Origin of the sequence: Georgenia sp. H159 (genome assembly GCF_035607575.1) — a bacterium.
Lineage (GTDB): Bacteria > Actinomycetota > Actinomycetes > Actinomycetales > Actinomycetaceae > Oceanitalea.
The window spans coordinates 209883-235500 of the sequence record NZ_JAYDZY010000006.1 but is presented as its reverse complement, the minus strand read 5'-3'; the positions used below and the strand labels follow the sequence as shown (position 1 = coordinate 235500).

Annotated in this window: 28 protein-coding genes; 11 read left to right on the top strand and 17 right to left on the bottom strand. The window is 72.8% G+C overall.

All coding sequences use genetic code 11. The annotated features are described in order from the left end of the window. Window positions 1-52: 52 nt before the first annotated feature. A complete protein-coding gene (locus tag VR894_RS09270) occupies window positions 53-754 on the bottom strand; it encodes a TetR/AcrR family transcriptional regulator C-terminal domain-containing protein (RefSeq protein WP_324651099.1) in 702 nt (233 codons plus the stop codon). Between the two features lie 197 nt (window positions 755-951). Here VR894_RS09270 and VR894_RS09265 point away from each other — a divergent pair, with 197 nt between their 5' ends. Beyond that, entirely contained in the window at window positions 952-1281 is a 330-nt protein-coding gene (locus VR894_RS09265; RefSeq protein WP_324651098.1) for an STAS domain-containing protein, read from the top strand. A 58-nt stretch (window positions 1282-1339) separates the two neighbouring features. On the opposite strand, the gene VR894_RS09260 is transcribed toward VR894_RS09265, so the two are convergent. Next, window positions 1340-1813, bottom strand: a complete 474-nt coding sequence (locus VR894_RS09260) for an ATP-binding protein (RefSeq protein ID WP_324651097.1) — start codon at window positions 1811-1813, stop codon at window positions 1340-1342. A gap of 179 nt (window positions 1814-1992) precedes the next feature. Next, window positions 1993-2418: a VOC family protein gene (locus tag VR894_RS09255; RefSeq protein ID WP_324651096.1), complete on the bottom strand. Its 426-nt coding sequence runs from the start codon at window positions 2416-2418 to the stop codon at window positions 1993-1995. Between the two features lie 174 nt (window positions 2419-2592). On the opposite strand from VR894_RS09255, the gene VR894_RS09250 reads away from it, so the two are divergent. Both VR894_RS09250 and VR894_RS09245 read left to right on the top strand, forming a co-directional pair. After that, window positions 2593-3069: a VOC family protein gene (locus tag VR894_RS09250; RefSeq protein ID WP_324651095.1), complete on the top strand. Its 477-nt coding sequence runs from the start codon at window positions 2593-2595 to the stop codon at window positions 3067-3069. Between the two features lie 74 nt (window positions 3070-3143). Continuing rightward, entirely contained in the window at window positions 3144-4154 is a 1011-nt protein-coding gene (locus VR894_RS09245) for a sigma-70 family RNA polymerase sigma factor (protein ID WP_324651094.1), read from the top strand. Window positions 4155-4181: 27 nt separating this feature from the next. On the opposite strand, the gene VR894_RS09240 is transcribed toward VR894_RS09245, so the two are convergent. Then, a complete protein-coding gene (locus VR894_RS09240; protein ID WP_324651093.1) occupies window positions 4182-5027 on the bottom strand; it encodes an SMP-30/gluconolactonase/LRE family protein in 846 nt (281 codons plus the stop codon). 66 nt (window positions 5028-5093) lie between these two features. On the opposite strand from VR894_RS09240, the gene VR894_RS09235 reads away from it, so the two are divergent. From VR894_RS09235 to VR894_RS09220, 4 genes are all read left to right on the top strand, one after another. Next, a complete protein-coding gene (locus tag VR894_RS09235) occupies window positions 5094-6347 on the top strand; it encodes an MFS transporter (protein WP_324651092.1) in 1254 nt (417 codons plus the stop codon). Window positions 6348-6366: 19 nt separating this feature from the next. Further along, window positions 6367-7008: an alpha/beta family hydrolase gene (locus tag VR894_RS09230; protein ID WP_324651091.1), complete on the top strand. Its 642-nt coding sequence runs from the start codon at window positions 6367-6369 to the stop codon at window positions 7006-7008. A gap of 126 nt (window positions 7009-7134) precedes the next feature. Beyond that, the gene (locus tag VR894_RS09225) at window positions 7135-7803 is read left to right on the top strand and encodes a DsbA family oxidoreductase (RefSeq protein WP_324651090.1); all 669 of its coding nucleotides are present in this window, start codon (window positions 7135-7137) and stop codon (window positions 7801-7803) included. A 23-nt stretch (window positions 7804-7826) separates the two neighbouring features. Further along, entirely contained in the window at window positions 7827-8780 is a 954-nt protein-coding gene (locus VR894_RS09220) for a TIGR03557 family F420-dependent LLM class oxidoreductase (protein ID WP_324651089.1), read from the top strand. Here the strand turns inward: VR894_RS09220 and VR894_RS09215 are convergent. The 3 genes from VR894_RS09215 to VR894_RS09205 form a co-directional block, all read right to left on the bottom strand. Further along, window positions 8777-10603 carry a stealth conserved region 3 domain-containing protein gene (locus tag VR894_RS09215; RefSeq protein WP_324651088.1) on the bottom strand — a complete coding sequence of 609 codons (1827 nt, stop codon included), beginning with the start codon at window positions 10601-10603 and terminating at the stop codon, window positions 8777-8779. The genes VR894_RS09220 and VR894_RS09215 overlap by 4 nt on opposite strands. Window positions 10604-10899: 296 nt before the next feature. Then, the gene (locus VR894_RS09210; protein WP_324651087.1) at window positions 10900-11805 is read right to left on the bottom strand and encodes an NADP-dependent oxidoreductase; all 906 of its coding nucleotides are present in this window, start codon (window positions 11803-11805) and stop codon (window positions 10900-10902) included. Between the two features lie 32 nt (window positions 11806-11837). Continuing rightward, window positions 11838-13751, bottom strand: coding sequence for a cation-translocating P-type ATPase (locus tag VR894_RS09205; protein WP_324651086.1), 1914 nt, complete (start codon window positions 13749-13751; stop codon window positions 11838-11840). A gap of 155 nt (window positions 13752-13906) precedes the next feature. On the opposite strand from VR894_RS09205, the gene VR894_RS09200 reads away from it, so the two are divergent. Both VR894_RS09200 and VR894_RS09195 read left to right on the top strand, forming a co-directional pair. Next, window positions 13907-14824, top strand: a complete 918-nt coding sequence (locus tag VR894_RS09200; RefSeq protein ID WP_324651085.1) for a hypothetical protein — start codon at window positions 13907-13909, stop codon at window positions 14822-14824. Window positions 14825-14845: 21 nt separating this feature from the next. Continuing rightward, entirely contained in the window at window positions 14846-15484 is a 639-nt protein-coding gene (locus tag VR894_RS09195) for an NUDIX domain-containing protein (protein WP_324651084.1), read from the top strand. Between the two features lie 3 nt (window positions 15485-15487). Here VR894_RS09195 and VR894_RS09190 read toward each other — a convergent pair whose 3' ends face one another. Together VR894_RS09190 and VR894_RS09185 are read right to left on the bottom strand one after the other, a co-directional pair. After that, window positions 15488-15904, bottom strand: a complete 417-nt coding sequence (locus VR894_RS09190; RefSeq protein ID WP_324651083.1) for a CBS domain-containing protein — start codon at window positions 15902-15904, stop codon at window positions 15488-15490. Between the two features lie 115 nt (window positions 15905-16019). Next, window positions 16020-16667 carry a VOC family protein gene (locus VR894_RS09185; RefSeq protein ID WP_324651082.1) on the bottom strand — a complete coding sequence of 216 codons (648 nt, stop codon included), beginning with the start codon at window positions 16665-16667 and terminating at the stop codon, window positions 16020-16022. A 34-nt stretch (window positions 16668-16701) separates the two neighbouring features. Here VR894_RS09185 and VR894_RS09180 point away from each other — a divergent pair, with 34 nt between their 5' ends. Next, the gene (locus VR894_RS09180; protein ID WP_324651081.1) at window positions 16702-17391 is read left to right on the top strand and encodes an SDR family oxidoreductase; all 690 of its coding nucleotides are present in this window, start codon (window positions 16702-16704) and stop codon (window positions 17389-17391) included. On the opposite strand, the gene VR894_RS09175 is transcribed toward VR894_RS09180, so the two are convergent. The 8 genes from VR894_RS09175 to VR894_RS09140 form a co-directional block, all read right to left on the bottom strand. Next, window positions 17375-18349 carry an ABC transporter substrate-binding protein gene (locus VR894_RS09175; RefSeq protein WP_324651080.1) on the bottom strand — a complete coding sequence of 325 codons (975 nt, stop codon included), beginning with the start codon at window positions 18347-18349 and terminating at the stop codon, window positions 17375-17377. The genes VR894_RS09180 and VR894_RS09175 overlap by 17 nt on opposite strands. An 11-nt stretch (window positions 18350-18360) precedes the next feature. After that, the gene (locus VR894_RS09170; protein ID WP_324651079.1) at window positions 18361-19170 is read right to left on the bottom strand and encodes an ABC transporter ATP-binding protein; all 810 of its coding nucleotides are present in this window, start codon (window positions 19168-19170) and stop codon (window positions 18361-18363) included. Window position 19171: 1 nt separating this feature from the next. Continuing rightward, on the bottom strand, window positions 19172-19918 hold the full coding sequence (locus VR894_RS09165) for an ABC transporter permease (protein ID WP_324651078.1): 747 nt from the start codon (window positions 19916-19918) through the stop codon (window positions 19172-19174). Further along, window positions 19915-20700 (bottom strand): ABC transporter permease, encoded by a 786-nt coding sequence (locus VR894_RS09160; protein ID WP_324651077.1) that lies wholly within the window; start codon window positions 20698-20700, stop codon window positions 19915-19917. Before VR894_RS09160 ends, VR894_RS09165 begins: the two co-directional genes overlap by 4 nt. Continuing rightward, window positions 20697-22172, bottom strand: a complete 1476-nt coding sequence (locus VR894_RS09155; RefSeq protein WP_324651076.1) for a class I adenylate-forming enzyme family protein — start codon at window positions 22170-22172, stop codon at window positions 20697-20699. The genes VR894_RS09160 and VR894_RS09155 overlap by 4 nt, the downstream gene beginning before the upstream one ends. Further along, window positions 22169-22594 carry a PaaI family thioesterase gene (locus VR894_RS09150; RefSeq protein ID WP_324651075.1) on the bottom strand — a complete coding sequence of 142 codons (426 nt, stop codon included), beginning with the start codon at window positions 22592-22594 and terminating at the stop codon, window positions 22169-22171. Before VR894_RS09150 ends, VR894_RS09155 begins: the two co-directional genes overlap by 4 nt. Next, on the bottom strand, window positions 22591-23619 hold the full coding sequence (locus tag VR894_RS09145; RefSeq protein WP_324651074.1) for a quinone oxidoreductase family protein: 1029 nt from the start codon (window positions 23617-23619) through the stop codon (window positions 22591-22593). Before VR894_RS09145 ends, VR894_RS09150 begins: the two co-directional genes overlap by 4 nt. A gap of 349 nt (window positions 23620-23968) precedes the next feature. Further along, the gene (locus VR894_RS09140) at window positions 23969-24751 is read right to left on the bottom strand and encodes a thermonuclease family protein (RefSeq protein WP_324651073.1); all 783 of its coding nucleotides are present in this window, start codon (window positions 24749-24751) and stop codon (window positions 23969-23971) included. 140 nt (window positions 24752-24891) lie between these two features. Here VR894_RS09140 and VR894_RS09135 point away from each other — a divergent pair, with 140 nt between their 5' ends. Beyond that, window positions 24892-25422, top strand: a complete 531-nt coding sequence (locus tag VR894_RS09135; RefSeq protein ID WP_324651072.1) for an acyl-CoA thioesterase — start codon at window positions 24892-24894, stop codon at window positions 25420-25422. The last annotated feature ends 196 nt before the right edge of the window (window positions 25423-25618 follow it).

The window sequence follows — 25618 nt, the reverse complement described above, 5'->3', positions numbered from 1 at the left end:
TGCCGCGGCCCGCAGCGAAGCCTCACCCGGTTCTGCCCGACGCGGTCCCGTGCTACTGGCTCACCGCGGCGTCGATGCGGTTGAGCAGCTGCTCGAGGGCCACCTCGAACTCCTCGTCGGAGCTGTCGACGGAGAGCTTGCGCTGCAGGCGCGCAATGGTGGGGTAGTCCGCGATGGAGACGTCGCTGTGGGTGGCGGTCACCTGCCCCTCGTCGAGGACCTCCTCGGTGGTCGCCTGGGCGCCCCGCTGTGTCACGGTGAGGAGCAGCTGACCGAGGAGGAAGCTGGTGAAGGCGCGGTAGGCGGTCACGGCCTGGTCCTCGCTGAAACCCGCCGAGGTGAGGGTGGCCAGAAAGTCCTCCACGACGTCGAGGTTGCGAAGCGGGGGCCGCAGCCAGGGTGCGGCGGGGTGTCGGGTGGCGACCAGTGGGAAGACCTGCGGGTGGGCGAACGCGAGCTCGCGGACCGCGTGGGCGAGCCGTTGCAGGTAGGCCTGCCAGCCGCCGTGGGGCCCGATGTCCATGTCGGAGGCGCGTTCGACGTGCTTGGTGACCTCCTCGACGATCGCTTCCAGGAGGTCTTCGCGGCCGTTGACGTAGCGGTAGAGAGCCATCGCCTCCACGCCCAGGGCTGACCCCAGACGACGCATGCTCAGCGCGTTGACCCCCTCGGCGTCGACGAGCTCGATGGCCGTCGCGACGACGAGGTCGCGGTCGAGGCTGCCTCGCCGCTGAACCTCCGGTGCGCTGCCCACCGCATACTCCTCTCTGGTCGGACGCCTCACGAGCATGTGGCACCTCAGGCTATGGGGTGAGGCGGCAGGAGTCCTGCCGGACGCGGCCCCATCTGCTCGGTGGCGGCCACGTGCCTGGCCGCCTGTCGCCTTTACGACGTAAACTCATCCGGCTACGGTGTAAACCACCGCGTCGACCCAGCTGCAGAGGAGGACAGATGTCATCGGACACGTCCGCACCAGGCACGGCCGCCGTCCTGTCCTCGGGCACGCGCGTCCGCATCACCCTGGCCGGTGAGCTGGATCTTGCGTGTCGTCCGGCGGTGGAGGAGGCGTGCGGGGAGGCCCTGAGTCATGGGCTTCCCGTCGATCTCGACGTGCAGGACGTCACGTTCATGGACTCCTCCGTCCTGACCCTCGTCTTCACGATTGCCGGCTCCTCGCCGGTGCGCGTCGTGGGGGCCAACGAGCTCGTGCGTTTCCTCTTCGAGGTCACCGGCCTGTCCTCACGCGTCGAGATGGTCGACGCGGACCCCGGAGCCTTGTGACGCAGCGGGGTTCCCGGGCCCCGTGACGCGGCTGACGTCGCCCGCGCCGGTCGGCCGGCTACTGCTGGGGAGGTATCAGGTCACGCGGGCGTGCGGGGACGTGGGCCCACACGTGCTTGCCCGGTGCGGCGGTGTCGTCGCGGTACCAGCCCCAGGCCGTGCTCACGCTGGCCACGATCCGCAGACCGTGCCCACCGGGCCGGGCGAGTGCCGGTGGCCGAGGCATCGGGGGCTGGTCGGCACTCCCGTCGCGGACGTCGACGAGCCACCCGTCGCCGGTCCGGCTGAGGCTGACGGCAAGGGGAGGTGTCCCGTACTTGAGACCGTTCGTCGCCAGCTCGTTCACGACGAGGATGAGCAGACGACCTGCGGGGCCGCCGACCTCGGGGACCGCGGGACCGCCGGCGGAGGCCACCACGCCGGCCCGTAGCTCGGCGAGGTCCCCGGCCTGCGACAGGTGCCACGATCCGAGCGGGTGAGCGTCCACCGCCGAGGGGCGTTCCTCGGGAGGTGGGACCAGGCGGGAGGGCACGCGGGGATTCCTTCGACGAGTCGGCAGCACGGACCGAGAGGGCGTTCTGGAGTGGATACCCCCATACGGTACGTTCGCAGGCGCGTCACAGCACGCGAGAGCGGAGGGCGCGGACGCGCGGTCCGCCGGGGTCCGGGGCTCGAGGTCGCGTCCCGGCACGACGGATGTGGCGCGACGGGTCAGGCCTCGGCGGGCTCCGTCATGTAGAGCAGCTCCCACACGTGACCGTCCGGGTCGGTGACGGCGGCCCCGTACATCTGTTCACCCTGGGGTCCCTCCGCGTCCTCGAGGTGCGTCGGGTAGGTGTGCCGGGCGCCGCCGTTCGCCAGCGCAGCCGCGACGAAGGCATCGGTCTCCTCCCGTGTCTCCATCGACAGGCAGTTGATGACCTGGGTCGCCTGCCGCGCGTCGGCGATCGGGGTGCTCACGAAGTCGGCGAAGCGGCTGTGGTCCAGCGCCATGACGTAGATCGTCGGCGAGACGACGACGCAGACGCAGTGCTCGTCGGAGAACGTCTCGTTCACCTCGAAGCCGACGCCCGTGTAGAAGCGTCGGGTGGCGTCGACGTCGCGTACCGGCAGGTTGACGAAGATCATGCGGTCCATCGGTCGGTCCTCTCTCCTGCCCGTGACCCGGGCGATCGACGGCGGCTGTTCCCGCCTCACTGCTGACCGACCCGAACGGGCCGCGGAAGTCATCGTGGGCCGCTGCGATGAGTTCCGCCGTCGTCGTGGGTCGGTAGGGGAGCGGGCCACCCGGGCCCCGCGGAAGGAGCAGCCATGCCGAGCATCGCCACCTGCCTATGGTTCGACACCGAGGGCCTCGAGGCAGCCGAGTTCTACGTCTCCGTCTTCCCCCGCTCGGAGGTCGTCGAGGTGACCCGCTGGGGCGGGTCGAACCCCGAGCGCGAGGGTGAGCCGCTCACCGTCCACTTCCGTCTCGACGGCAGGGACTTCACGGCCCTCAACGGCGGCCCCGGGCACCCGCTCACCGACGCGATCTCGGTGGAGGTCCAGTGCGCCGACCAGGCCGAGGTCGACCACTACTGGGAGCGGCTGCTCGAGGCCGGCGGACGCGAGGTCCAGTGCGGCTGGCTCACCGACCGCTACGGACTGTCCTGGCAGATCGTGCCCACCCGGATGATCCAGCTGCTCAAGGACCCCGACCCCGGCCGGGCGCGGCGCGCGATGGAGGCCATGATGCAGATGGTCAAGATCGACGTCGCTGCTGTCGAGCGGGCGGCGGACGCGGCGTGAGCGTTCTCGTCGGCACCCGTGGAACTTGGGAAACAAGGGTGACAGGGCCCGAGGACACGGCCTACGGTCGGCTCATGGAGTCGACGACGACGGCGCTCGCGGACCGGCCCGAGGCCACGGCCGGAGACATCGCCGAGCTGCTCGAACCGCTGCGCCGGGAGATCCTCGCGCACTGCTACCGCATGACGGGCTCGGTGCACGACGCCGAGGACCTCGTCCAGGAGACCTACCTGCGCGCCTGGCGCGCCTTCCACGGCTTCGAGAACCGCTCGTCGCTGCGCACGTGGGTGTTCCGGATCGCGACCAACGCCTGCCTCACCCACCTCGAGGGCCGCAAGCGGCGGCCTCTGCCCACGGGGCTCGGCGCCCCGGTGTCCGACGCCCGGGACGAGCCGCGCCCCGAGGTCGGGGTCTCCTGGCTGGAGCCGATGCCGGACGACCTGCTCTGGGCCCAGGGGCCCCCGGACCCCGCTGCCCAGGCGGTGAGCCGGGACAGCGTGCGCCTGGCCTTCGTCGCGGCACTCCAGCATCTCACCGCCCAGCAGCGCGCGGTGCTGCTGCTGCGCGACGTGCTCGCGTGGCGCGCGCGGGAGGTCGCGGAGGCGCTGGACATGACGGTGGCCGGCGTGAACTCGACGTTGCAGCGGGCACGCGGCCGGCTGGCCGCGGTCGATCCCGACGTCCCGCCCCGGCTGCCCGACGACGACCGCCACCGCCGGCTGCTCAAGGCCTACATGGCCGCCTTCGAGGCCTATGACGTCCCCGCGATCGTCGATCTGCTGGCGGCCGACGTCGTCTGGGAGATGCCCCCCTTTCCCGGCTGGTACCAGGGCCCCGAGGAGGTCGGCGCGCTCATCAGCACCTGGTGCCCGGCTCAGCGAGCGGGCGACATGCGCATGGTCCCCACCTCGGCGAACGGCGACCCGGTGGCCGCGCTCTACATGCGCGAGGAGGACGGCGTGCACCGCGCGTTCCAGCTGCAGCACGTGACCGCCACCGAGGACGGCGTCGCGCGTGTCACCGCGTTCTTCGCCCCCGAGCTCTTCGCCGCGTTCGGTCTGCCCCCGGAGCTCCCGCCCCGCTGAGCCGCCGCCTCCCAGCGCCTGTCCGTGCTATCCCGCGAAGGGCAGCACCGGCAGGCCGGGGACGTCCACGGCCGCGACGAAGAGCGCCCCGGCAGCCGGGGGCGCGTCGCCCCCGTGGGAGAGGCGTGAGGTGGTGATGAACAGGTCGGTGAGGCTGGGCCCGCCGTGGGTGCACGCGGTGACGTCCGGGACGGGCACCCGCAGCACCTCGAGGCGCTCGCCGTCGGGGGAGTAGCGATGCACCTGGCCGGCGCCGTTGACGGCCACCCAGATCGTCCCCTGGGAGTCCACCGTGAGCCCGTCGGGCGTGCCCTCCTCCACCGCGACGAGGGGCCGTCGGTCCTGGAGCGTGCCGCCGTCGACGGCGAAGACGTCGATGCGCCCGGTGCCGCTGTCGACGTAGTAGGCCGTGGCGTGGTCGGGGGAGAAGCCGAGCCCGTTGGAGACGCTCACCGGGCGGATGGCGACCTCCGTCTCGCCGTCGGGTGTGATGCGGTACAGCGTCCCGCCGTCGGGGCTCCCGTCCCAGGCCATCGAGCCGACGTACAGGCTGCCGTCGGGGGCGGCGCTGCCCTCGTTCATGCGGACGGCGTCGTCCTCGGTGAGCCGGATCGCGTGGGTGGGGCGACCGGTGACGTCGTCGGCGAGGCCGATGCCGTTCTCCGTGGCGACGACGTACCCGCCCCGGCTCCGCGGGCGCACCATGGCAGCGACCCGGCCGACGTCGATGCGGTCGACGTCACCGTCGTCCCGCAGGGTGAGGACCCCGCCGGCCAGCATGTCGACGAAACGCAGACCGCCCCAGTCCAGTGACCACACCGGGCCCTCGCCGTGGTGGGTGACGACGTCGGTGATCTGCTCCGCGGTTCGCATGAGGGCCAGTCTCCCCGAGGTGCCCGGGGTTGTCAGGGCGGACCGCCGCCGGGCTACCGTGACGCGGTGAGGCACCGCCTGCTCGACGTCCGGCCCCTGCGCGTGAGCCCGGCGTTCCGGCGGCTGTGGGTCGGTACCTCGCTGTCCGCCCTCGGTGGCCAGGTCGCGACCGTCGCGGTGCTGTTCCAGGTGTGGGAGATGACGCACAGCCCGGTGTGGACCGGCGCGGTCGGGCTCGCCCGGGCGGTCCCGCTCGTCGTGTTCGGCCTCGTCGGCGGGGTCCTCGCCGACGCCGTCGACCGCCGCGGCCTCGTCCGCTGGACGATGACGGCGCAGGTGCTCACCGCCCTCGGGCTGGCGGCCCAGGCCCTCGCGGCGGTCGACTCGCTCGCGGTCCTGCTCCTGCTCGTGTCCACCCAGGCCGCGTTCGGCGCGCTCGGCGCACCGGCCCAGCGCACGTTCCCGGTCCGCCTCCTCGGCCGTGAGCTCGTCGCCGCCGGGATCGCGATCCAGCACCTCAGCTTCCAGGTCGCCATGCTCGCCGGTCCGGCCCTCGCCGGCGTCGTCCTCGGGCGGTGGGGGCTGACCCCGCCCTACGTCGTCCAGGCCGTCGCGTTCCTCGCCGCGCTGTACGCCGTCGTCCGGCTGCCGGCGATGCCGCCCACCGGACCGGCCAGCGGCCGCGGGCCGCGGGCCGTCGTCGACGGCATGCGCTTCATCGCCGGGCAGCCCGTGCTGGGCGGCCTGTACGTCACCGACCTCATCGCCACCCTGCTGGCCATGCCGATCGCCCTGTTCCCGATGATCAACGAGCAGCGCTTCGGCGGGGACCCCGAGACCCTCGGGCTGTTCCTCAGCGCCGTGGCCGTCGGTGGCATGGTGGCCGGCCTCGGCTCCGGCATGGTCACCCGCTCGGACCGTCCCGGCCGGCTCCAGCTGTGGGCGGCCGGGCTGTGGGGTGCGGCGCTCGCCGTCTTCGGGCTCGTCGGGCCGCTGTGGCTGGCGCTCACGGCCCTGGCCGTCGCCGGTGCCGCGGACACCGTGTCCGTCGTCTCGCGCGGCGCGGCCGTGCAGCTCGCCACGCCGGACAGCCACCGGGGCCGGGTCACGTCGGTCGAGCACGTCATCGGGGTGGCCGGCCCGGAGGTCGGCAACTTCCGCGCGGGCCTGGTCGCGGGCGCGACGAGCGCGGCGTTCGCGGCGACGTCCGGTGGGCTGCTGTGCCTGGTGGGGATCGTCGTCGTCGCCGTCGCCAACCGTCCGTTGCGGGAGTTCCGGATCAGTCGCGACATCCCCCGGCCCGACGACGGCGCACCCTGACCGACCGTACGATCGTGGCGTGGACAGCCAGCCGGACGTCGTCGAGATCCGCACGGCCCACGGGGCGGCGCGGGTGCACCTGCGAGCGGTCGAGGACCACCGAGGGCTGCTCATGCTCGGCCACGGCGCCGGCGGCGGGGTCGAGGCACCGGACCTGCGCACCACGAGCGACGTCGCGCGCGCGTCCGGGTGGAGCGTCGCCCTCGTCGAGCAGCCCTACCGGGTCGCCGGCCGGCGCGCGCCCGCACCGGCCAGGCAGCTCGACGCCGCGTGGACCGACGTCGCCCTCCACCTGCTCGCGGGGCCGTTCGCCGGCCTTCCGCTCGTGGTCGGCGGTCGCTCGTCCGGGGCACGGGTGGCGTGCCGCACGGCGCGGGTGCTCGGCGCCGTGGGCGTGCTGTGCCTGGCCTTCCCGCTCCAGCCGCCCGGCAAGGCGGACCGGCCCAGCCGCCTGCCGGAGCTCGAGGACGTCGACGTCCCGACGCTCGTCGTCCAGGGGCAGCGCGACGCCTTCGGCATGCCACCGGCCGCGCTGGGGAGGACGGTCGTCGTCGTCGACGGTGACCACAGCCTGAAGAAGGATCAGGCCGCGGTCGGCGACGCGGTCCGCGCGTGGCTCGGTGGGCTGACGCCGTCGTCGTCGACGGTGACCACAGCCTGAGGAAGGACCAGGCCGCGGTCGGCGACGCGGTCCGCGGGTGGCTCGGTGGGCTGACGCCGTCGTCGTGAGATGCCGGGCGGGCGCGGCCGGGTGAGACTCGGAGGCGACCCGACGGAAGGACGTGACATGGCCATCCACGTGGAGCCCGGGACGATCGTGCTTTACTCCGACGTCGCGTGCGGCTGGGCGACCCTGGCCCTGCACCGCTTCTACGCCGCGCGCGCCGACGCGGGCCTGGATGACGCGGTCCGGGTCGACCACCGCCTCTTCCTCCTCGAGGACGTCAACCGGTTCCCGCTGCCGAAGACCTTCGTGGAGGGCGAGATCCCCGTCTTCGCCGAGCTCGCCCCCGAGGTCGGCTGGCAGCAGTGGGCGGGCGACCCCGCGGAGTGGCCGGTGACCTCGCTCCTCGCCAACGAGGCGGTCCATGCCGCGAAGGCGCAGGGGCTCGCTGCCTCCGAGGAGCTCGACCTCGCGCTGCGGCGTGCGTTCTTCGCGGAGAGCCGCACGATCAGCATGCTGCACGAGATCCTCGACGTCGCCGCCGCGTGCCCCTCCGTGGACGCCGACTCGCTCCGCGACGCGCTCGACGACGGCCGGGCACGTGGTCAGATGATGCGCGACTACCGCGCCAACCGGGACGCCGTCGAGGGCAGCCCGCACTTCTTCCTCGCCGACGGCTCGGCCGTCCACAACCCCGGCATCGAGATGCACCTGGAGGACGACGTCCCGGTGGTGGACACCGACGACGAGCACGCCGCGGCACGCCTGGTGCGCCAGGCGGCCGGACTCTGACGACCAGCACGAAGGAGAGAGACATGAAGCTCGGGTACAAGCTCGCGGCCGAGGCCTTCGGACCGCAGGAGCTCATCCGCCAGGCGGTCCGCGCCGAGGAGGTCGGGTACGACTTCGTCGAGATCAGCGACCACTTCCACCCCTGGCTCGACAACCAGGGCCACAGCCCGTTCGCCTGGTCGGTCCTCGGGGCCATCGCCGCCCGCACCGAGCGGATCGGCCTGGTCACCGGTGTCACCTGCCCCACCATCCGGTACCACCCGGCGATCATCGCGCAGGCGGCCGCGACCATGGCGCTCGTCTCCGACGGGCGCTTCACCCTCGGTGTGGGCTCGGGCGAGCAGCTCAACGAGCACGTCGTCGGGCAGCCGTGGCCGTCGGCGAGCGTGCGGCAGGACATGCTCCGTGAGGCGCTGGAGATCATCCGGCTGCTGTGGCAGGGCGGCTACCAGAGCTACGAGGGCCGGCACCTGCAGCTGCGCGACGCCCGTGTCTTCGACCTCCCCGACGAGCTGCCGCGCATCGCCGTCGCCGGCGGCGGGCCGCAGGCCGCCCGCCTGGCAGGGGAGCTCGGGGACGCCCTGTTCACCACCGACCCCGACCCGTCCCTCATCGAGGAGTTCACCGGGGCCGGCGGCTCGGGTCCGCTGTACGCCGAGGCACCGCTGGCCTACGCGGCCACCGAGGAGGAGGCGGTGAGCGAGGCGCTCGACAAGGCACGGTGGGCGGTGACCGGATGGAAGGTCATGGCCGAGCTGCCCAACCCGGTGAACTTCGACGCCGCGTCCGCGACCGTCCGCGAGGAGGACGTCCGCGAGCAGTTCGCGTGCGGGCCCGACGTCGAGCGGCACCTCGCCACCATCGGGCAGTTCACCGACGCGGGGTACGACCACGTCGTGACGATGAACGTGGGACCGGACCCCGACGCCTTCCTCGACTTCTTCGCCGCCGAGCTCCGCCCGCGGCTGACGGCCTAGGCGGCGCGCGTCGTCGTGACCGGTAGCCCGGCCGGCACCTCGGGGGTGCCGCCGGCCGGCAGCTCGAAGGAGCTCGCCAGCGGGTAGTACCGCTCGAGGAAGTCGTGGAGCAGCTCCCCGCGTCCTTGTTCGCCGACGGCGGGGGAGTCGTTGAGGCAGAAGACGTCGAGCTCGCGGCGACGCAGCAGCGTCCTCAGCCGGGTCGCGGCGCGCGGGTGTGCGAGGTCGAGGTAGAGGTAGGCGAGGCGTCCGGGCACCGCCTTGCCCATCCCGTACGCGTAGTAGTGGTGCAGGGCCGAGCTGATGGACACGTCGTCCGGGTGGCGGAAGGGCGAGGCCGCCACCCGGGCGAACAGCTCGGCGTGCGTCTGCTCCATGTGCTCCAGCACCGAGCGCAGCTGCGGGTGCGGGGTGTGCTGGAACAGGTGGGTCACCCGCCGCCCGAAGACCTCGCCGATGACGGCGCGGTTGTTCTTGGCCGCGCTCGTCACCGGAGCATCGTGCGGCCGGTGGTCACCGGCGTCCATGAGCGCCGAGGACGTGAAGAACCTCGCCAGCCCGTTGCCGTGGAAGAACAGGCTCGGTGCCACGGGGCGGCCGAAGAAGACGTCGTCGTTGAGGTAGAGGTACTGCTCGGCGAGCTCGGGGATGTGGTGGAGCTGGGACTCGATGGCGTGGGAGTTGAACACGGGCAGCACGCCCGGGTCGGTGAAGATCTCGCGGTGGTCCACGACGCGCAGCCGCGGGTGGTCGGTGTCCAGCCACTCCGGCACCTGCCCGGCGAGGACGATGTGGACGCGCCGCACCCAGGGAGCGAACATCTCCAGCGAGCGCAGGGAGTAGCGCAGCTCGTCGTGGGACCGGAACCGCGCGCTGTGCGTCGCCTCCGCGGTGCGCTGGGCAGCCGGCACGCCGAGGGCGGCCAGCCGGCGGGCGTTCCACTCCGCGTCCTCGCCGTCGACCCACGTGTAGACGGCGTCGATCGGCCCGGTGACGTCGAACAGGTGCGGGAGCCCGCCGGTCTCGACGGAACCGCGCGCGTCCGCGTCCAGCCACTGCGCGGAGGTCAGGTGGGTGGTCCACGCCTGGCGGCGTGGCGCGACGAGGGTTCCGTCGGTCTCCGAGGGAAGCTCGCCCGGGCCCGTCGCGGTCGGGAGCACCTCCGGCCAGACCTCGACGTCGACGCCCACCTCCCGGCCGACGAGCGAACGGGCCGGCCCCGGAACCGTCCGGAAGAGGCGGATCCCGTCGCGGTGGGCCGCCGACCACCGAAGCCGTGCAGCGCTCACCCTCCGGGGACGGGCCTGGGCCCGGTGGGAGTCGAGCGGTACCGTCCGCCACGTCCGGTCCAGGCCGGCGGCCAGGGCCGCGCACGCGCGGGAGCGGTCGCCGCGGCGGACGACGACGGCAGCCGGTCTGCCGGCACCGGCGGGCATGACGGTCGCACGGACGCCGGCGCTGCGGAGGACCGCCAGGACGTGTGCGCGCCGGACATCCTCCTCCCTCGCGTGGTCGTACTCCACGACACGACGGGTCAGCCGGCCCGGCTGGGCAGGCGCACGACGGCTCAGTCGCTGAGCCCGGTCGGCGACGCGCGCCAGGGCGGCGCCCAGGCGGCGGGGGAGGGCCGAGACGGCGCGACTGCTGAGCATCGAGACCCGGTCGCGGGCGCGCTGGCGTCGGGAGGTCGTGTCGCGGTAGAGGAGCAGCTCGTTGCCGACGGCGTCCACGGTGTACTTGACCTCGTGGGCGTCGGGCCGACCGCGGTCCTCCACCACGAACGTCGGGTCGAACCCGGCCAGCACTCGGGGACGTCGGTGCACGGCAACCGCCTCTCTGTTCTCAGGTGCGCGCGGTGAGCGGGGGCGTGCTCGAACCGCAGCGCGGTGGGGTCCGGTAGGTGTGCGGAGTCGACCGCAGCTACCAGTGGTCGCGCATCAACGGCGATCGTCTCGGCAGGGGCCGGGAGCGCCGGTGCGGCGGGATGAGCGTCAGTATAGCGTCACGGCAGGGTCACATGTCCCTTTAGGGATGCTATGTCGCAGGTCACCGCGCCGACTCAGGGGTCGACGTCCCGCCGACTCGTGCGTCGGGACAGGACTGAGGGTCGGCTCGCTCGTCAGCCGACCTCGACGACGACCTTCCCCGCCGCGTGGCCGGTCTCGACGGCGGCCAGCGCCTCGCCGGCCCGTTCGAGCGGGTAGGTGGCGGTGACGTGCGGGTCGAGCAGGCCGTGCTGGACGACGCCGGTGATCTTGCTCAGCGCCTCCGGGTCGTGCCGGCGCATCCCGCCCCCGAGCTCGACGACGGCGGGGTCGGCGGCCGACACCACCCGTCCCGGTTCGGTGGCGAGGGGAGCAGCCTGGCGCAGCACCTCACCGCCGACGAGGTCGACGACGAGGTCCACGCCGTCGGGGGCGAGGACGCGGACGCGGTCGGCGAAGCCGTCGCCCGAGGGCACGAAGACCGCCCCGGTGGACTCGACGAGCTCGCGCTTGGCCTCGCTCGCGACACCGATGGTGCGGAGCTGGTGGACCGCGCCGATCTGCGCGGCCATCAGCCCGACCCCGCCGCCGGCGCCGAGCACGAGCATCGTCTGGCCGGCGTCGAGGTCGACGTGGTGGGTGAGGTCGTAGGCGGTCGTGCCCGCCACCGGAAGGGTGGCGGCGTCGGTGAAGGAGACCTCCTCCGGCTTGGTCACCGCCTCGACGGCGCGGACGATGGTGTGCTCGGCGAAGCCGCCGTTGCCGTTCGGCACCCCGGCGAGGACGGCGTCCCCGACCGCGAAGCCCTCCACGCCGTCGCCGACCGCTGCCACGACACCGGCCGCCTCCAGGCCCATCCCCACGGGCAGCCGGCGGCCGGTCCCGAAGAGGCCGGCGCGGACCTTAGCGTCGGCCGGGTTGACCCCGGCCGCGCGCACCTCGAGGAGCAGCTCACCGGCGCGCGGCTGCGGCACGGGCCGGTCCTGGAGCTCCTGGTGCTCGGGACCGCCGAACTGGGTGAAGACGTAGACCTTGGACATGTCGTTCCTCGATTCTCTGCGGAGCTGGGCTGTCAGGCCTGGACCGGGGCGGGCTGGGTGGGCGCGGGCTGTGTCGCCACCGGCGGGGCCGGGCGGCTGCGGCGGCGCAGCAGCCGCATGGCGTTTGCGATGACGACGAGCACCGAGACCTCGTGGACGAGCATCCCGACGGCCATGGTGACACCACCCAGGAGCACGCCGGCGAGCAGGAGGGCAACGGTCGCCAGCGCGATCACGATGTTCTGGCGCATGACCCCCACGGTGCGGCGGGCCAGGAGCAGCGCCTGGGGCAGCGTGAGCAGGTCGTCCCTCATGAGCGCGATGTCGGCCGTCTCGATCGCCACGCCGGTGCCGGCCGCGCCCATCGCCACGCCGATGTCGGCGGTCGCCAGGGCGGGGGCGTCGTTCACGCCGTCGCCGACCATGGCCACGGTGTGCCCCTCCCGCTGGAGCTCGGCGATGGCGGCGAGCTTGTCCTCGGGCAGCAGCCCGGCACGGACCTCGTCCACCCCCACCTGAGCCGCGACGGCTCGGGCGACCCGCTCCGTGTCACCGGTGAGCATGAGGACCTTCCGCACGCCCGCCGCGTGCAGCCGGCGGACCATCTCCGGTGCGTCGACCCGGACCCGGTCGGCGACCGCCACCACCCCGACGACCCGCCCGTCCAGGGCGACGACCACGGGGGTGCGTCCCGCGGAGGCGAGCGCGTCGACGACGGCCGCCGCGCCGTCGTCGTCGGTGATGCCCTCGGCCGCGATCAGGGCGAGGTTGCCGACGGCCACCCGGTGACCGTCCAGGGTGGCGACGATGCCCTTGCCGGGCACCGGCTCGGTGGTCTCGGGCAGGCCGGCGACCGACAGGCCCTCGTCCCGGGCGGCGGAGATCACGGGGCGGGCGAGCGGGTGCTCGGAGCCGGCCTCGGCACGCGCGGCCCAGGACAGCACGGCAGCGCGGTCGAGGCCGTCGTCGAGCACGACGACGTCGGTCAGCCGGGGCCGTCCCTCGGTGAGGGTGCCCGTCTTGTCGAGTGCGACGGCGCTGATGCGGGCGGAGGTCTCGAGGAACTCCCCGCCCTTGACGAGGATGCCGTCCTTGGCGCCGCGGCCGATGCCGGCGACGACCGCCACCGGGATGGAGATGACCAGCGCCCCGGGGCACCCGATGACGAGCAGCGTGAGCGCGAGGACGACGTCACCGGTGACGAGGCCGACGGCGACCGCCAGGACGATGATCGCCGGGGTGTACCAGGCGGAGAAGCGGTCCATGAAGGCCTGCGTCCTCGCCTTGGCGTCCTGCGCCTCCTCGACCCGGTGGATGATCCGGGCCAGGGTGGTGTCGGCGCCCACACCGGTCGCCTCCACCTGGAGGAAGCCGCCGCGGGAGACGGTGCCGGCGAAGACCTGGTCGCCGTCGGACTTCTCCACGGGGATCGACTCGCCGGTGATGGAGGCCTCGTCGAGTGCGCCGTTCCCGCCGATGACGACGCCGTCGACGGGCACCTTCGCACCGTTCTTCACCAGCACGGTCTCACCGGCTACGACGGCGGCCGCGGGCACCTCGGTCTGCTCGCCGTCGCGCAGGACGACGGCGACGTCCGGGGCCACGGCCACCAGCTCCGCCAGCGCGGACCGCGTCCTGGTGAGGGTGGCGTTCTCCAGCGCGTGCCCGATGGCGAAGAGGAACGTCACCGCTGCCGCCTCCCAGTACTCACCGATGACGACCGCGCCGATCGCCGCGACCGCGACGAGCAGGTCGATGCCGATGACCTTGGCCATGAGCGCGCGGACCGCCGTGAGCACGATCTGCCAGCCCGCCACGACGGCCGCGGCCACCATGAGGACGTCGCCCCACGACTCCGAGCCCACGGCGAACGACGCGACGATCAGCGCACCGCTGACCGCCGGGACCGCCCACCTGCCGCTGAGCCACGCCTGCATCTGGTTCATCTCTCTTCTCCTCCGTCCGTGCGGCAGCTGCCACTGCTCCGGACGCTACGGAGAGCGGCCCGGCCGGACCATGACGCCGGTCAATCACCCGCACACGTAGGCTGTGGCCCGGGCGTCAGCGCCCGTCCCCGTCGGCTGGAAGAAGTGGGTGAGGCATGTCGGCCCAGACGAAGAAGAGTGCGACACGCAGCAGGCAGCTCGCCTGGATGGTGCCGGCCGCGCTCGTGGCCCTCGTCCTGGTGGTGCTCCTCGCGCGGTGGGCCCGCGAGCAGCCAGCCGTCGCCGGCTTCATCGCCGACTACCCGGGGACGAGCGAGCTGCCGGAGACCACGCCGGTCGGCCTGCCGGCCTGGCTGGGCTGGCAGCACGTCCTCAACGCGTTCTTCCTCGTCTTCATCGTCCGCAGCGGCTGGCTGGTCCGCACGACGCAGCGCCCCAAGGGGCACTGGCAGCGCCGCAACACCGGCCGGCTGCGGACGAAGGGCAAGCCGGCCCGGATCAGCCTCAACCTGTGGCTGCACCTGGCCGTCGACGTCCTGTGGACGCTCAACGGCGTCGTCTTCCTCGTCCTCATCCTCGCCACCGGGCACTGGGCGCGGATCGTGCCCACGAGCTGGGACGTCTTCCCCCACGCGCTGTCCGTCGCGATCCAGTACGCCTCACTGGACTGGCCGGTGCACGACAGCTGGGTCACCTACAACGCGCTGCAGGTGCTCGCCTACTTCGTCACCGTCTTCGTCGCCGCGCCGCTCGCCCTGGTCACCGGGCTGCGCATGTCGCCGGCCTGGCCGAAGGGCGCGGTGGGCCGGGTGGTCCCGATGAGCCTCGCGCGGGCGCTGCACTTCCCGCTCATGGTTTACTTCGTGGCCTTCACGGTCGTGCACGTCACGCTGGTGCTGGCCACCGACGCCGTCGCCAACCTCAACCACATGTACGCGGCGCGCGACGACGGCGGCTGGCTTGGCCTGGTCTTCTTCGCGGTCTCGCTCGTCCTCATGGTGGGGGCCTGGGTGGTGGCCAAGCCCGTGTTCACCCAGCCAGTCGCCGCGCTCACCGGGAAGGTGACGCGCTAGCTGTAGTCTGTACAGCTCGCGGTGGTCGCGCAGACCTTCTCGCCGGGTCGCTCGTACACCGAGGCACGGGTCGACGCGCTGTGCGCGGAGGGGCTCTACGACTCGGCCACCGTGCGCTGGGCCCCGGTCGGCGAGGGCCTCCTCACCGGGGACCACAGCGGTGCGCGCTACCGCCGCGCGGCCGAGCCCGGGGACACCGCGGTCCACGGGGACGAAACGCCTCGCATGCGGGTGGCCGCCCACGCGATCGTCCGCGACGACGGCGGGTGTTTGCTCCTCATCCGGCCGACGTACGAGTCGGGATGGCTACTGCCGGGAGGAGCCGTGGAGCGGGACGAGTCACCCCGCGGAGTGCGCGCGCGGGAGCTGCGCGAGGAGCTCGGTCGCGACCTGCCCGTCGGGCCGCTCCTCGTCCTCGAGTGGATCGGTCCCCGGCCGGACCTCACCGAGGGGATCATGCTCGTCTACGACGGCCGTGTCGTGCTCGCGGGTACCGGGCTGCGGCTGCCGCCGGACGAGCTGGCCGACTCCCGGTGGGTGGCGCCCGCGGACGTCACCGCGCTGACGGGCGCCGAGCTCGGCCGCCGGGTGGCTGCCGCCCTGGAGGCCGTCCGGGCGGGCACCGTCGTCGAGCTCGAGGACGGCGCCCGCCGCGCCTGAACGTCAGGTGTTCGGCTCCTCGGCGGAGATGTCGGCCAGTGCCGAGGACGGGTCGCGGTCGATCGCGAGGTCACCGATCGACAGGATCCCCACGAGGCTGCCGGCCTGCAGGACGGGGATGCGGCGGACGGCGCGCTCCCGCATGAGCCGTACGGCCTCTGCGGTGTCGGCGTCGGGCGTCGTGGTCACCAGGTCCTGGCTGCAGGCCTGGCGCACCGGGTCCTCGGGCGAGCCGCCGGCGGCGATGACGCGCACGACGATGTCGCGGTCGGTGACGATCCCGACCACCTGGCCGTCGTCGACGACGACGACCGCGCCGACGTCACCGGAGGCGAGGATCTCCGCGGCGTCCCGGACACTGCGGTTCGCCTCGATCGTCGTCGGGTTCGGCGTCATGCTCTCTGCCACGGTTCCGGCCATGGTGTCCTCCAGAGTTCGCGTGTGTGGACACCTCCAGGGTGGGACGCGGGCGGGGCGGCCGCATCCCGAGCGCCGGTGACTGCTCGGCACGGTGGCGCGGCGCTCCGAGGGCCCGTCACGCGGTCTCGAGCACGACCTCGCCTCGCGGGGTCAGCAGCACGGCGCGCAGCGCGTCGCGGTCACCGGCGGTCACCGTCAGCGGTGCGCCGAGGGCCGCGAGCGTCCGTCCGGTCGCCGCGACGTCCGTCGCCGTGACGGAGAGGTCGAGCAGCCTGAGCTCGGGCAGCTCCGCCTGGGCCGGGTGCGGGGTGTCGCGCCAGTCGATGAGGAAGGGCTGGACGCCGCCCTGGCCGGCCGTCATCCGCCAGCGCAGCAGCCGGCCGTCAGGGGTCGTGCGCTCGGTGCTGCGGACCTCGCCGACGTCGACCCCGGCGGCCGCGGCCAGGCGCACCGTCTCGTCGAGGTCGTCCGGGCGCACCGCCCAGGTGTGAAGCGACGGCTCCGTGACATGGCCGACGCCCAGGCTCACTTGATCCGCGGGCAGGTCCTGCGCCGGGTCCGGGCCGATGACCTCGAGGTAGGTGCGGCGCGGGCCGGTGCTGCCCGGCACGCGGAGTGCGAGGAGGTGGTTGGCCGTGCCGAGGCCGGGGTGCGAGCCACCGGGCACGGCCGTCACCCCGGTGAGCTCCGCGAGGCGGGCCACGCCGGCGGCGAGGTCGGGCACGGCCCACAGCAGGTGGTCGAGGGTGGCGGGGATCGTCATGGCGCTCCTTCGGTGGTGCGTAGTCTGGTCATCGATGGCTCCTGAACCTGCCCGCCGCGTCCTCGTCACCGGTGCCGCCCGCGGCATCGGACGTGCCGTCGCCGCCGCCCTGGCCGACCACGACCTCGTCCTCACCGTCCGGCGCGCCGAGGACGTCGAGCGGCTGGGCGCCGAGGTGCCGGCGGCGCAGGTGCTGCTCCTCGACCTCGCGGACACCGCCTCGATCGCCGAGCGCGTCGCCGGGACCGAGGTGGACGCGGTGGTCCACTGCGCCGGCGTCGAGGGGGTGGCGGCGGCCGCCGAGCTCGATCCGGGCCTGCTCGCCGGCGTGCTGGCCGCCAACCTCGCCGGGCCTGTCGAGCTCACCCGCGTCCTGCTGCCCGGCCTGCGCCGCCGCGGCGGTCAGGTGGTGTTCGTCAACTCGACCGCGGCGCTGCGCAGCTTCCCGGGGTGGGGCGCCTACGCGGCGTCGAAGGCCGCGCTGCGTGCGTACGCCGACACGCTGCGCCTGGAGGAGCCGGCCGTGCGGGTGACCTCGGTCTTCCCCGGCCGGACCGACACCGGCATGCAGCACCGGATCCACGCGCGGGCCGGCCGTGACTTCGACCCGGCCACCGCGATGAGCCCGGCGAGCGTCGCGGCGGCCGTGTGCAGCGTGCTCGGGGCCCCCGACGACGTCGAGGTCCCCGAGCTCACCGTCAACCCGGTCACTCACCGGGGCTGATGACGATCTCCTCGTAGTCCGGCTCCTCGCTGATCATCCCGTACTCAACGGCGGCCTCGCCGATCACCTCGATGCTCTCCTCGTCCAGGCCCGGGGCGAAGACGTGGAGGTTGGTCTGCTCGACGAGCTCGGGGTCGAGCTCGAGCTCCTCGACGATGACCTCGCGCACCCGGTCCGGGTTCTCCGTGGCGAACTCGTTGCTCCGGCTCATCGCGCGCTGGAACGCGGCGACGACCTCCGGGTTGGACTCGGCGAAGGCGCCGCTGGTGATGTAGTAGCCGATCGTCGTGTCGGGGAAGGACTCGACGAAGTTGGAGATGAGCGGCTCGAAGCCGTGGCTGTCGGAGATCGCCTTGTGCGGCTCGACCGACCAGATCGCGTCGACGTCCCCGCGTTCGAGGGCGGCGGGCATGTCGGAGTAGTTCATCGGGGTGAACTCGATCTCTGAGGTGTCCACGCCGTTGTTCTCCAGCGCCGCCTTGATGGTGAGGTCGCCGAGGTTGTTCACCGAGTTCACCGCGATGTTCGCGTCGGCGAGGCCGTCGATGTCGGTGATCTCGCTGTCGGGCAGCACGTAGATGCGAGAGGTGTCCGCCTCGGGGTCCGAGCCGACGCCGCAGCAGTTGGCGACGAACTTGACGTCCAGCCCCTGGTCGATGGCCTGAAGGTCGCTCACCGCGTTCGCGTAGCCGATGGGGCTCTCCTGGTTGACGACCGACGGGACGATCGCCGCGCCGGACTCGGCGATCTGGACCTCGACGTCCAGGCCCTCCTCCTCGAAGAAGCCCTCCTCGACGCCGAGGTGCAGGGGACCGGCGTCCATCGTCGGGATCTGCATGACGGTGAGCGGGGTCAGGCCGTCGTCGCCGGCCGCCAGCTCGTCCCCGCCTCCGCCGCAGGCGGCCAGCAGCAGGGTGGCGCAGGCGGCCAGGGCGATGGTGGTGGTGCGTGCTCTCATGGGGTCCTCCGTCAGATGACGTACTCGGGGTTGGTGGGCTCGGTCGCATCGACGTCGCGCACGCGGTTGCGGATCTCGGCGAAGACCTCCGAGCGCAGCCGGCTGAAGCGGGTGAGCTCCTTGGTGGCGATCTGGTCGCGCCCCCGGGGCAGGTCGATGTCGACGACCTTGGTGATGCGGCTCGGCGACTTGGACACGACCGCGACGCGGTCGCTGAGGTAGACGGACTCGTCGACGTCGTGTGTGACGAAGACGACCGTCATCCCGAACTCCTCACGCAGCTTCAGGACGAGGTCCTCGAGGTCCGCCCGGGTCTGCGCGTCGACCGAGGCGAAGGGCTCGTCCATGACGAGCACCTCGGGCCGGTAGGCGATGGCGCGGGCGATCGCCACGCGCTGCTGCATGCCGCCGGACAGCTCACCGGGGTGCTTGCGGGCGGCGCTCTCCAGCCCGACGTCGGCCAGGGCCTGCGTGGTCCGCGCGGCGATGTCGGGCTTGGCCACGCCGTGGGCGCGGAGCGGGAGGGCGACGTTCTTCTCCACGGAGAACCACGGCAGCAGCGAGCGGGAGTAGTCCTGGAGGACGACGGCAAACTCGCGCGGCACGCCGCTCACCACCCGGCCCTTGTACTCGATGCTGCCCGACGTGGGCTCGAGGAGGCCGGCGAGGCAGCGCAGCAGCGTCGTCTTGCCCGCCCCGGAGGGACCGACGATGGTGAAGAACTCGCCCTCGGCGACGTCGAAGGTGATGTCGTCCAGCGCTCGGAAGGACCCGTAGTCCCGGGCGAGGCGGTCGACTCGAAGGATCGGTGAAGGTGTCATCTCACGCTCGGTGGTAGCGGCGGTCGGTGAGGCGCTCGAAGACGCCGAACAGCAGGTTGAGCAGCAGGCCGAGGATCCCGAGGAGGAGGATCGCCGCCCACACGGCCACGAGGTTGAAGGAGCTCTGGGCGGTGTACAGGACGAAGCCGATGCCGGTGTTGCTCCCCGTCATCTCGCTCGTGACGACGAGGATGAGGGCCAGCGGGATAGCGATGCGGATCCCGGCCGCGGCGCGCGGGTAGATCGCCGGGGCGACGACGTTGAGCTGCCGGAACCACCCGGTGATCCCGAAGCTGCGAGTCGTGTCGAGCAGCGTGGGGGGGAGCTGACGGCAGCCGTCGATGACGTTGAGCAGGATCGGGAAGAAGCAGCCGAGGGCGATGATGAAGATCTTCATCGACGTGCCGAGCCCGAAGAGCACCATCGCGAACGGCAGCAGCGCGGTGGCGGGGATGGCCCGGACGAACTCGAAGGTCGGGGAGACCGCCTGGTCCAGCACCCGGACCTGGCCGATGAGCATGCCCAGGCCGATCCCGAGGGCGACGGCGACCCCCAGGCCGACGCCGAGGTTGCGGACGCTGTCGAGGAGGTGCTCGGTGCCTGCCCCGCCGAGCCAGTACTCGACGAGGCTCTCCAGCACCCGCGGCAGCGGCGGGTAGAAGGGGTTGGTCGAGCCGGCCGACGTCACCCACCACACGGCGAGGGCGAGCACGGCTCCGAGCAGGCCGGTCAAGGTGCGGCGGCTCATCGGCGGCCTCCCTGCCAGAGGAGGCGGCGGGTGGCGGCGGTGAAGACGGTGTTGATGGCCAGGCCGACGACGCCGATGACGGCGATGTAGGCGTACATCCGGGTGAGGTCGCCGGCGTTGCGCGCGAGGTTGAGCCCCGAGCCGAGCCCAGGGACGCCGAGGATGATCTCGCTGGTCACGGTGATGATCAGCGCGGTCGCCGAGGCGATCCGCACCCCGGTCACCAGGCCGGGGAGCATCGCGGGCAGGGTGACCCACCGGATGGTCTGGATGCGGGTGAAGCCGAAGGCCCGTGCGGTGTCCCGGGCCACCGGGTCGACCGACGCGGTGGCGTAGATCGCCGCGACGAGCATCTGCCACACCGCCGCGTAGGCGGCCAGGAAGACCTCGCCGTCGCGCCCGCCCCCGATGGTGAGGATGACGAGCGGGATGAGCGCGATCGACGGGATCGGGCGGAGGAACTCGACGACGGGCGTGAGCAGCCACTGCACCCAGCGCACGCTGCCGAGCAGCAGCCCCACGACCGTGCCGAGCGCGACCGCGATGCCCAGCGAGGCCGCCCAGCCGACGAGCGTGCTGCCGATGTCGGCCCACACAGCGGCACCGGCGAGCATCCGCCCCAGGGAGGCGAGCACCTCGGTGGGCGGCGGCGCGTAGCTGCGCGGCAGGACGTCGGTGACCGTGAGCAGCTGGGCGAGCACGAGCAGCCCGACGACGACGGCGGCCGGCAGCACCACCGAGCGCACGCGCGACCCGCGGCGCTGGGCGGTCAGGGCGGTCACGGCCCCTCCAGGAGGCCGGCGGCGCGCTCGGTGAGCTCGGCACGGTCGGCCTTGTTCGTGCTCGAGAGCGGGATCTCGGCGACGACCCACACCCGCCGCGGGTGGGCATAGGGCTCGAGGTGGTCCAGCGCGTGCGCCTTGAGCTCCTGCTCGTCGGCCCGGTGACCCGGGCGCAGGGTGACGAAGGCGACCGGTTTGGCGCCCTTGACGTCGTCGGGCACGGGCACGACGACGGCCTGGTCGACGGCGGGGTGCGCCTCGAGCACCTGCTCGACCGAGCGCGGGTAGACGTTCTCGCCACCGGAGGTGAACATGTCGTCCTCGCGGCCCGCGAAGAAGTAGAACCCGTGCTCGTCCACGCGGAAGACGTCCTTGGTGTGGTGGAAGCCGTCGGCGGTGACGGGCACAGGCACGTCCGGCCGGTTGTGGTAGCCGCTGAGCAGGGCGGGGTTGCGGATCTCCAGCACCCCGTGGCGCTCGACCGGCCGACCGGCGGCGTCGACGAGACGCAGCTCGACGGCGGGGTTGGCGACGCCCACCGAGCCGTCGGGTGTCGGCAGACCGTCGGCGTGCGGGGCGAAGACGACCGGCCCGGACTCGGTCGTGCCGTAGCCGAAAAGGATCTCCGCGTTCGGGAAGACGGTGCGCAGCTGGTCGAAGAGCGCCGGCGCGGCGGGGGCCGAGCCCATGTAGATCCCGCGGACCGAGGACAGGTCGCGGCCCTCGAGCAGCTCGGGCCGCTGGAGGAGCATCGCGAACATCGGGGGGACGCCGCTGAGCTCGGTGACGCCGTGCTCGACGATCGCGTCGACGAAGACGTCCGGCCGGAAGCCGGGGAGCAGGACGATGGTGGCCCCTGATGCCAGCGACCGCTGCGAGTTCGTCAGCGCGTTCATGTGGTACAGCGGCGCGGAGATGAGCACCCGCGTGCTGCCCGGAGGCACGGTGCGTGCGGTCTGGTCGATGACCCACAGGTGGCTCGCCTGGGAGAGCACGACCCCCTTGGGGCGCCCGGTGGAGCCGGAGGTGTAGAGGATCATCGCCGGGTCGTGCGGCTCGGGCACCACGCTGGTGAACGACGCCGCGGGCGCGGGGGTCCCGAGGTCCAGCAGGGCCGCCCCGGTGGACGGGACGAGGGCCCGCGTCTGCTCGTCGGCGAGGACGAGCTCGACCGCGGCGTCCCGCAGCACGTGGCCCAGCGTCTCCACGGGCATCTTGTGGCTCACCGGTACCGGCACGGCCCCGGCGCGCTGGATCGCGTAGAAGGCGACGAGCCACTCGGGGGAGTTGAGTCCGAGCAGCCCGACGGTCTGTCCCGGGCGGACGAGGGCAGCGAGCTGGGCTGCGCGGGACTGCACCGCGGCCTCGAGCTGCCCGTAGGTCAGGGTGGTGCTGCCCTGCGCGGTGACCCCGATGAGCGCGGGGGTGTCGGGGCGGTCGGCCGCGATCCGGTCGCCCTGGTTGCGGCTCACGACGCCGGTCCCGTCACGCTCGGCGCGAAGGTGGCGTAGGTCCCGCGCCCGACGGCGATCTGCTTGCCGGCCTCGCTCAGCACCTCGGCCTCGGCCACCGTGAGCGAGCGGCCGAGCTTGACCGGCCGGGCGACGACGACGAGGTCCCCGGGCGGCGCGGCCCGCAGGAAGTGGGTGGTGAAGTCGATGGTCGGCGCGGGGTCGCCGAGCGACGCGACCAGCGCCCAGTCGGCGGCCAGGTCGAGCAGGGTGGCGAGGATGCCGCCGTGGGTGACCCGCTCGGTGGTGCCGTTCTCCCACTCCGGGCGCCACGTGGCGCCCAGGCGCAGCTCCTCGGGGGACACGGACAGCACCCGCAGCCCGAGCCACCGGTGGAACGGCGCGGCGAGCAGGCGCTCCTCGAGCTCCTCGGCGGTGATCACTCGCCGCTCCCCGGGGTGACGACGATCTTGCCGAGCACCTCGCGGTCGCGGACCTTGCGTAGCCCCTCGACGGCCCGGGACAGGGGCAGCACGTCGGTGACGGACGGGTCGAGCTCACCCGCCGCGATCATGCCGAGCAGGGACTCGAAGTCCTCGGTGGCGAAGCCGTTGGAGCCGATCACCTGCAGCTCGAAGGACCAGATGTAGCGCAGGTCCTCGACCGGGTCGAACCCGGCGGTCGCCCCGCACACGAGGATCCGCCCGCCGAGCTTGGTGCTGCGCAGCGTGGGGTGCCAGGTGTCCCCGCCGGTGAAGTTGACGACGACGTCGACGCCGGTCGCGTCGCTCCAGCGGCTCGGCTTGCCGTGGTGCTCCTTGACCCACTGGTAGAAGTCGACCTCGCGGTAGTTGAGCACCTCGTCCGCGCCGATCTCCAGCAGCCGCTGGGCCTTCTCCTCGCTGCCCGCGGCGGCGATGACGTGGGCGCCCAGCTTCTTGGCCAGGATCACCGACGCCGTCCCGACGCCGCCGGAGGCGCCGAGCACGAGCACCTTGTCACCGGCGTGGATCGCGCCCTTGCCCACGATCATGCGGTGGGCGGTGCCGTACGCGACGGGCAGGGCGGCGGCCTGGACGTCGGTGACGCCGTCGGGGACGGTGATGAGCTGGCGGGCGTCGACGAGGCAGTACTCGGCCATGCCACCGTCGCGCTGCTCGCCCATGAGCTTGCCCTCGTGGTCGAGCGGGTGGACGAGCACCCGGGCGCCCGGCCGCCACCCGGTGACGTCGTCGGCGACCTCCTCGACCACCCCGACGACGTCGAGCCCGATGACGACCGGCAGCGGCAGGGTGATGCCGGGCATCCCGTTGACGGTGAAGATGTCGTGGTAGTTGAAGGAGCTGGCAGTCACCCGGACGACGACGTGTCCCGGGACCAGGTGGGGCCGGGGGTAGTCCTCCTCGAGGCGCAGGGTGTCGAGGTCCCCGTGCTCGCGGAGTACGAGCGCATGCATCGTCGAGGTCACAGCCGATGTCCTTTCTGGGCGAGGAAGCGGTCTCGACCGAAGGGTCGCACGCAGACCGTCGGTCGACGGGGAGGGCGAGTGGCGGCTAGGGCCGACAGGCCATGGCGTGCGCCCGCGCGACGAGGATGTGCCCCCGCGAGGTCAGGTGCAACCGGTACATGGGGACAATATTCCCACAGCGCCGCGCACGGTGAGACGAGGGGTCCAGGCCACGAGACGCTGTGTTGGCCCGCGTCCACCCGTCGGACGGCCCGACGGGAGCGGCCCTCCTCGGGCTACGGGCCTGTGCCTACTCGCCGGTGCGCCCCTGCTGCTCCGCGCGCTGCTGCTCCTCGTGTCCGGCGCCCTCCTACTCGGATTTCGCGACGTGCTCCTCCGCGGCCCGCCGCTCGGCGGTGAGGGCGACCTCCACATCGGCGAGGCGGAGGTCGTAGGACTCGACCTCCCGCTGCAGCGTGGACGTGGGGCCGGCGTGGGCGAGCAGCGGGAAGGCGCTGTCGTCACCGGCCAGGACCTCGGCGAGGACGGAGCTCACCCGCGCGGCGGCGGACGCCGTTGCGGCCCACCCGTCGAGCGTGCCGTGCCCGGCCCGGTCCTCCAGCCGCTCGACCAGTCCGCGGTACTCACGGACCTGGGCGGGGACGGTGCAGGCGATGTCGGCGGAGAAGAGTCCCAGTCGCTCCACCTCAGCGGCCCGTTGCGCGTTGAGGACGTCGTCGTGGAACCGTCCGTTGGGCTCGACGAGCGTCGCGACGCCGAGGCCGTTGCGCGCGATCTCCTCGTTGACGAGCGTGCCGTCCTCGACGACGCCCGCGAGGACGCGTCCGAAGCGGTCGTGCTCCTCCACGTCGTACTCCAGCGTCACCGTGCTGCCGGGTGGCAGGCGCAGCTCGAGGAAGGCGGTGGCCTTGTCGTGGACGCACTCGCCGGGTTCCGGCGTGTCGACGTTGAGCAGGTGCACGCGCTGGTCGTCGCCGGCGACCCGGACGTCGATCGTGTCTCCGTCGACAATGCCGGTGACGACGACGTCGGGAGCGGGGCTGCTCGCGACGGCGACGCCCCCGAGGACGACGAGGCCTGCCGTCACCAGGGTGATGCAGAGCCGGTGGTCGGTGCGGCGCACCTCTGCCATGGGAGAACACCCTTCGATCCGTGCGAGGTCGTGGCCATCCGCGCTCGGGGCTCCTCGCATGCCTGACTATCGGCAGCCGCCCGCAGCGGGTGAGGAGAACGAGGGAAGCGACTGACGTCCGCCGGTGTACGGTGCGAGACGTGTCCCGACAGCTCCACCTGCTCCTGGCGACGGCGCTGCCCCGGAAGAGGACCGGGAGGCACGTGCTCGACCCCTCCGTCACGAGGGTCCGCGTGCTGCCGACCGACCTCGACCTGTACCTCCACGTCAACAACGGCACGTACCTGCAGATGATGGACGTGGCGCGCAGCAACTACATCGCCGACATCGGCGGTTTCCCGCCGCTCAAGGAGAAGGCGTGGTACCCGGTGGTCGCCGCCTCGACGATGACCTACCGGCGCTCGCTGCGGCTCGGGGACCGCGTGCACATCACCACCAGGGTGCTCGGGTGGGACGAACGCGTCGTCTATCTCGAGCAGGTCTTCACCCGGCGCGGCGAGCAGTGCGCGCGCGGCGTGGTGGCCGGACGGTTCCTCACCCGCGGCTCGGGGGAGCGGGTGCCCGCTCCGGCGGTCGTCGCCCGTCTCGCCGGTGAGCAGATCGAGTCGCCGGAGCTGCCCGACGAGGTGCTGCGCTGGGCGCGGGCGGTGGACGTCGCCCACCGCGCGTGACATCGCCCACGGATAACCTGAGCGCGGCGGTGGGCGTGCCGCGGTAGGGTGGCGGTGTCGCGGTGGTCGACCGGGCCGCGCCGGTCTCCGAGTCCGCTGCAGCAGCTCGCATCACGGTGCATTCTCGTGGCCGACGTCCGTCGCCCAGATGTGTCGTGCGGGCGTTCATCGCGACGAACGTCGTCATCCCGAAGGA

Coding starts and splice junctions, on each gene's coding strand:
- VR894_RS09265 (WP_324651098.1), top strand. CDS start 952: ATGTCATCGGACACGTCCGCACCAGGCACGGCCGCCGTCCTGTCCTCG.
- VR894_RS09255 (WP_324651096.1), bottom strand. CDS start 2,418: ATGGACCGCATGATCTTCGTCAACCTGCCGGTACGCGACGTCGACGCC.
- VR894_RS09250 (WP_324651095.1), top strand. CDS start 2,593: ATGCCGAGCATCGCCACCTGCCTATGGTTCGACACCGAGGGCCTCGAG.
- VR894_RS09245 (WP_324651094.1), top strand. CDS start 3,144: ATGGAGTCGACGACGACGGCGCTCGCGGACCGGCCCGAGGCCACGGCC.
- VR894_RS09240 (WP_324651093.1), bottom strand. CDS start 5,027: ATGCGAACCGCGGAGCAGATCACCGACGTCGTCACCCACCACGGCGAG.
- VR894_RS09225 (WP_324651090.1), top strand. CDS start 7,135: ATGGCCATCCACGTGGAGCCCGGGACGATCGTGCTTTACTCCGACGTC.
- VR894_RS09220 (WP_324651089.1), top strand. CDS start 7,827: ATGAAGCTCGGGTACAAGCTCGCGGCCGAGGCCTTCGGACCGCAGGAG.
- VR894_RS09210 (WP_324651087.1), bottom strand. CDS start 11,805: ATGTCCAAGGTCTACGTCTTCACCCAGTTCGGCGGTCCCGAGCACCAG.
- VR894_RS09205 (WP_324651086.1), bottom strand. CDS start 13,751: ATGAACCAGATGCAGGCGTGGCTCAGCGGCAGGTGGGCGGTCCCGGCG.
- VR894_RS09200 (WP_324651085.1), top strand. CDS start 13,907: ATGTCGGCCCAGACGAAGAAGAGTGCGACACGCAGCAGGCAGCTCGCC.
- VR894_RS09190 (WP_324651083.1), bottom strand. CDS start 15,904: ATGGCCGGAACCGTGGCAGAGAGCATGACGCCGAACCCGACGACGATC.
- VR894_RS09185 (WP_324651082.1), bottom strand. CDS start 16,667: ATGACGATCCCCGCCACCCTCGACCACCTGCTGTGGGCCGTGCCCGAC.
- VR894_RS09180 (WP_324651081.1), top strand. CDS start 16,702: ATGGCTCCTGAACCTGCCCGCCGCGTCCTCGTCACCGGTGCCGCCCGC.
- VR894_RS09175 (WP_324651080.1), bottom strand. CDS start 18,349: ATGAGAGCACGCACCACCACCATCGCCCTGGCCGCCTGCGCCACCCTG.
- VR894_RS09170 (WP_324651079.1), bottom strand. CDS start 19,170: ATGACACCTTCACCGATCCTTCGAGTCGACCGCCTCGCCCGGGACTAC.
- VR894_RS09165 (WP_324651078.1), bottom strand. CDS start 19,918: ATGAGCCGCCGCACCTTGACCGGCCTGCTCGGAGCCGTGCTCGCCCTC.
- VR894_RS09140 (WP_324651073.1), bottom strand. CDS start 24,751: ATGGCAGAGGTGCGCCGCACCGACCACCGGCTCTGCATCACCCTGGTG.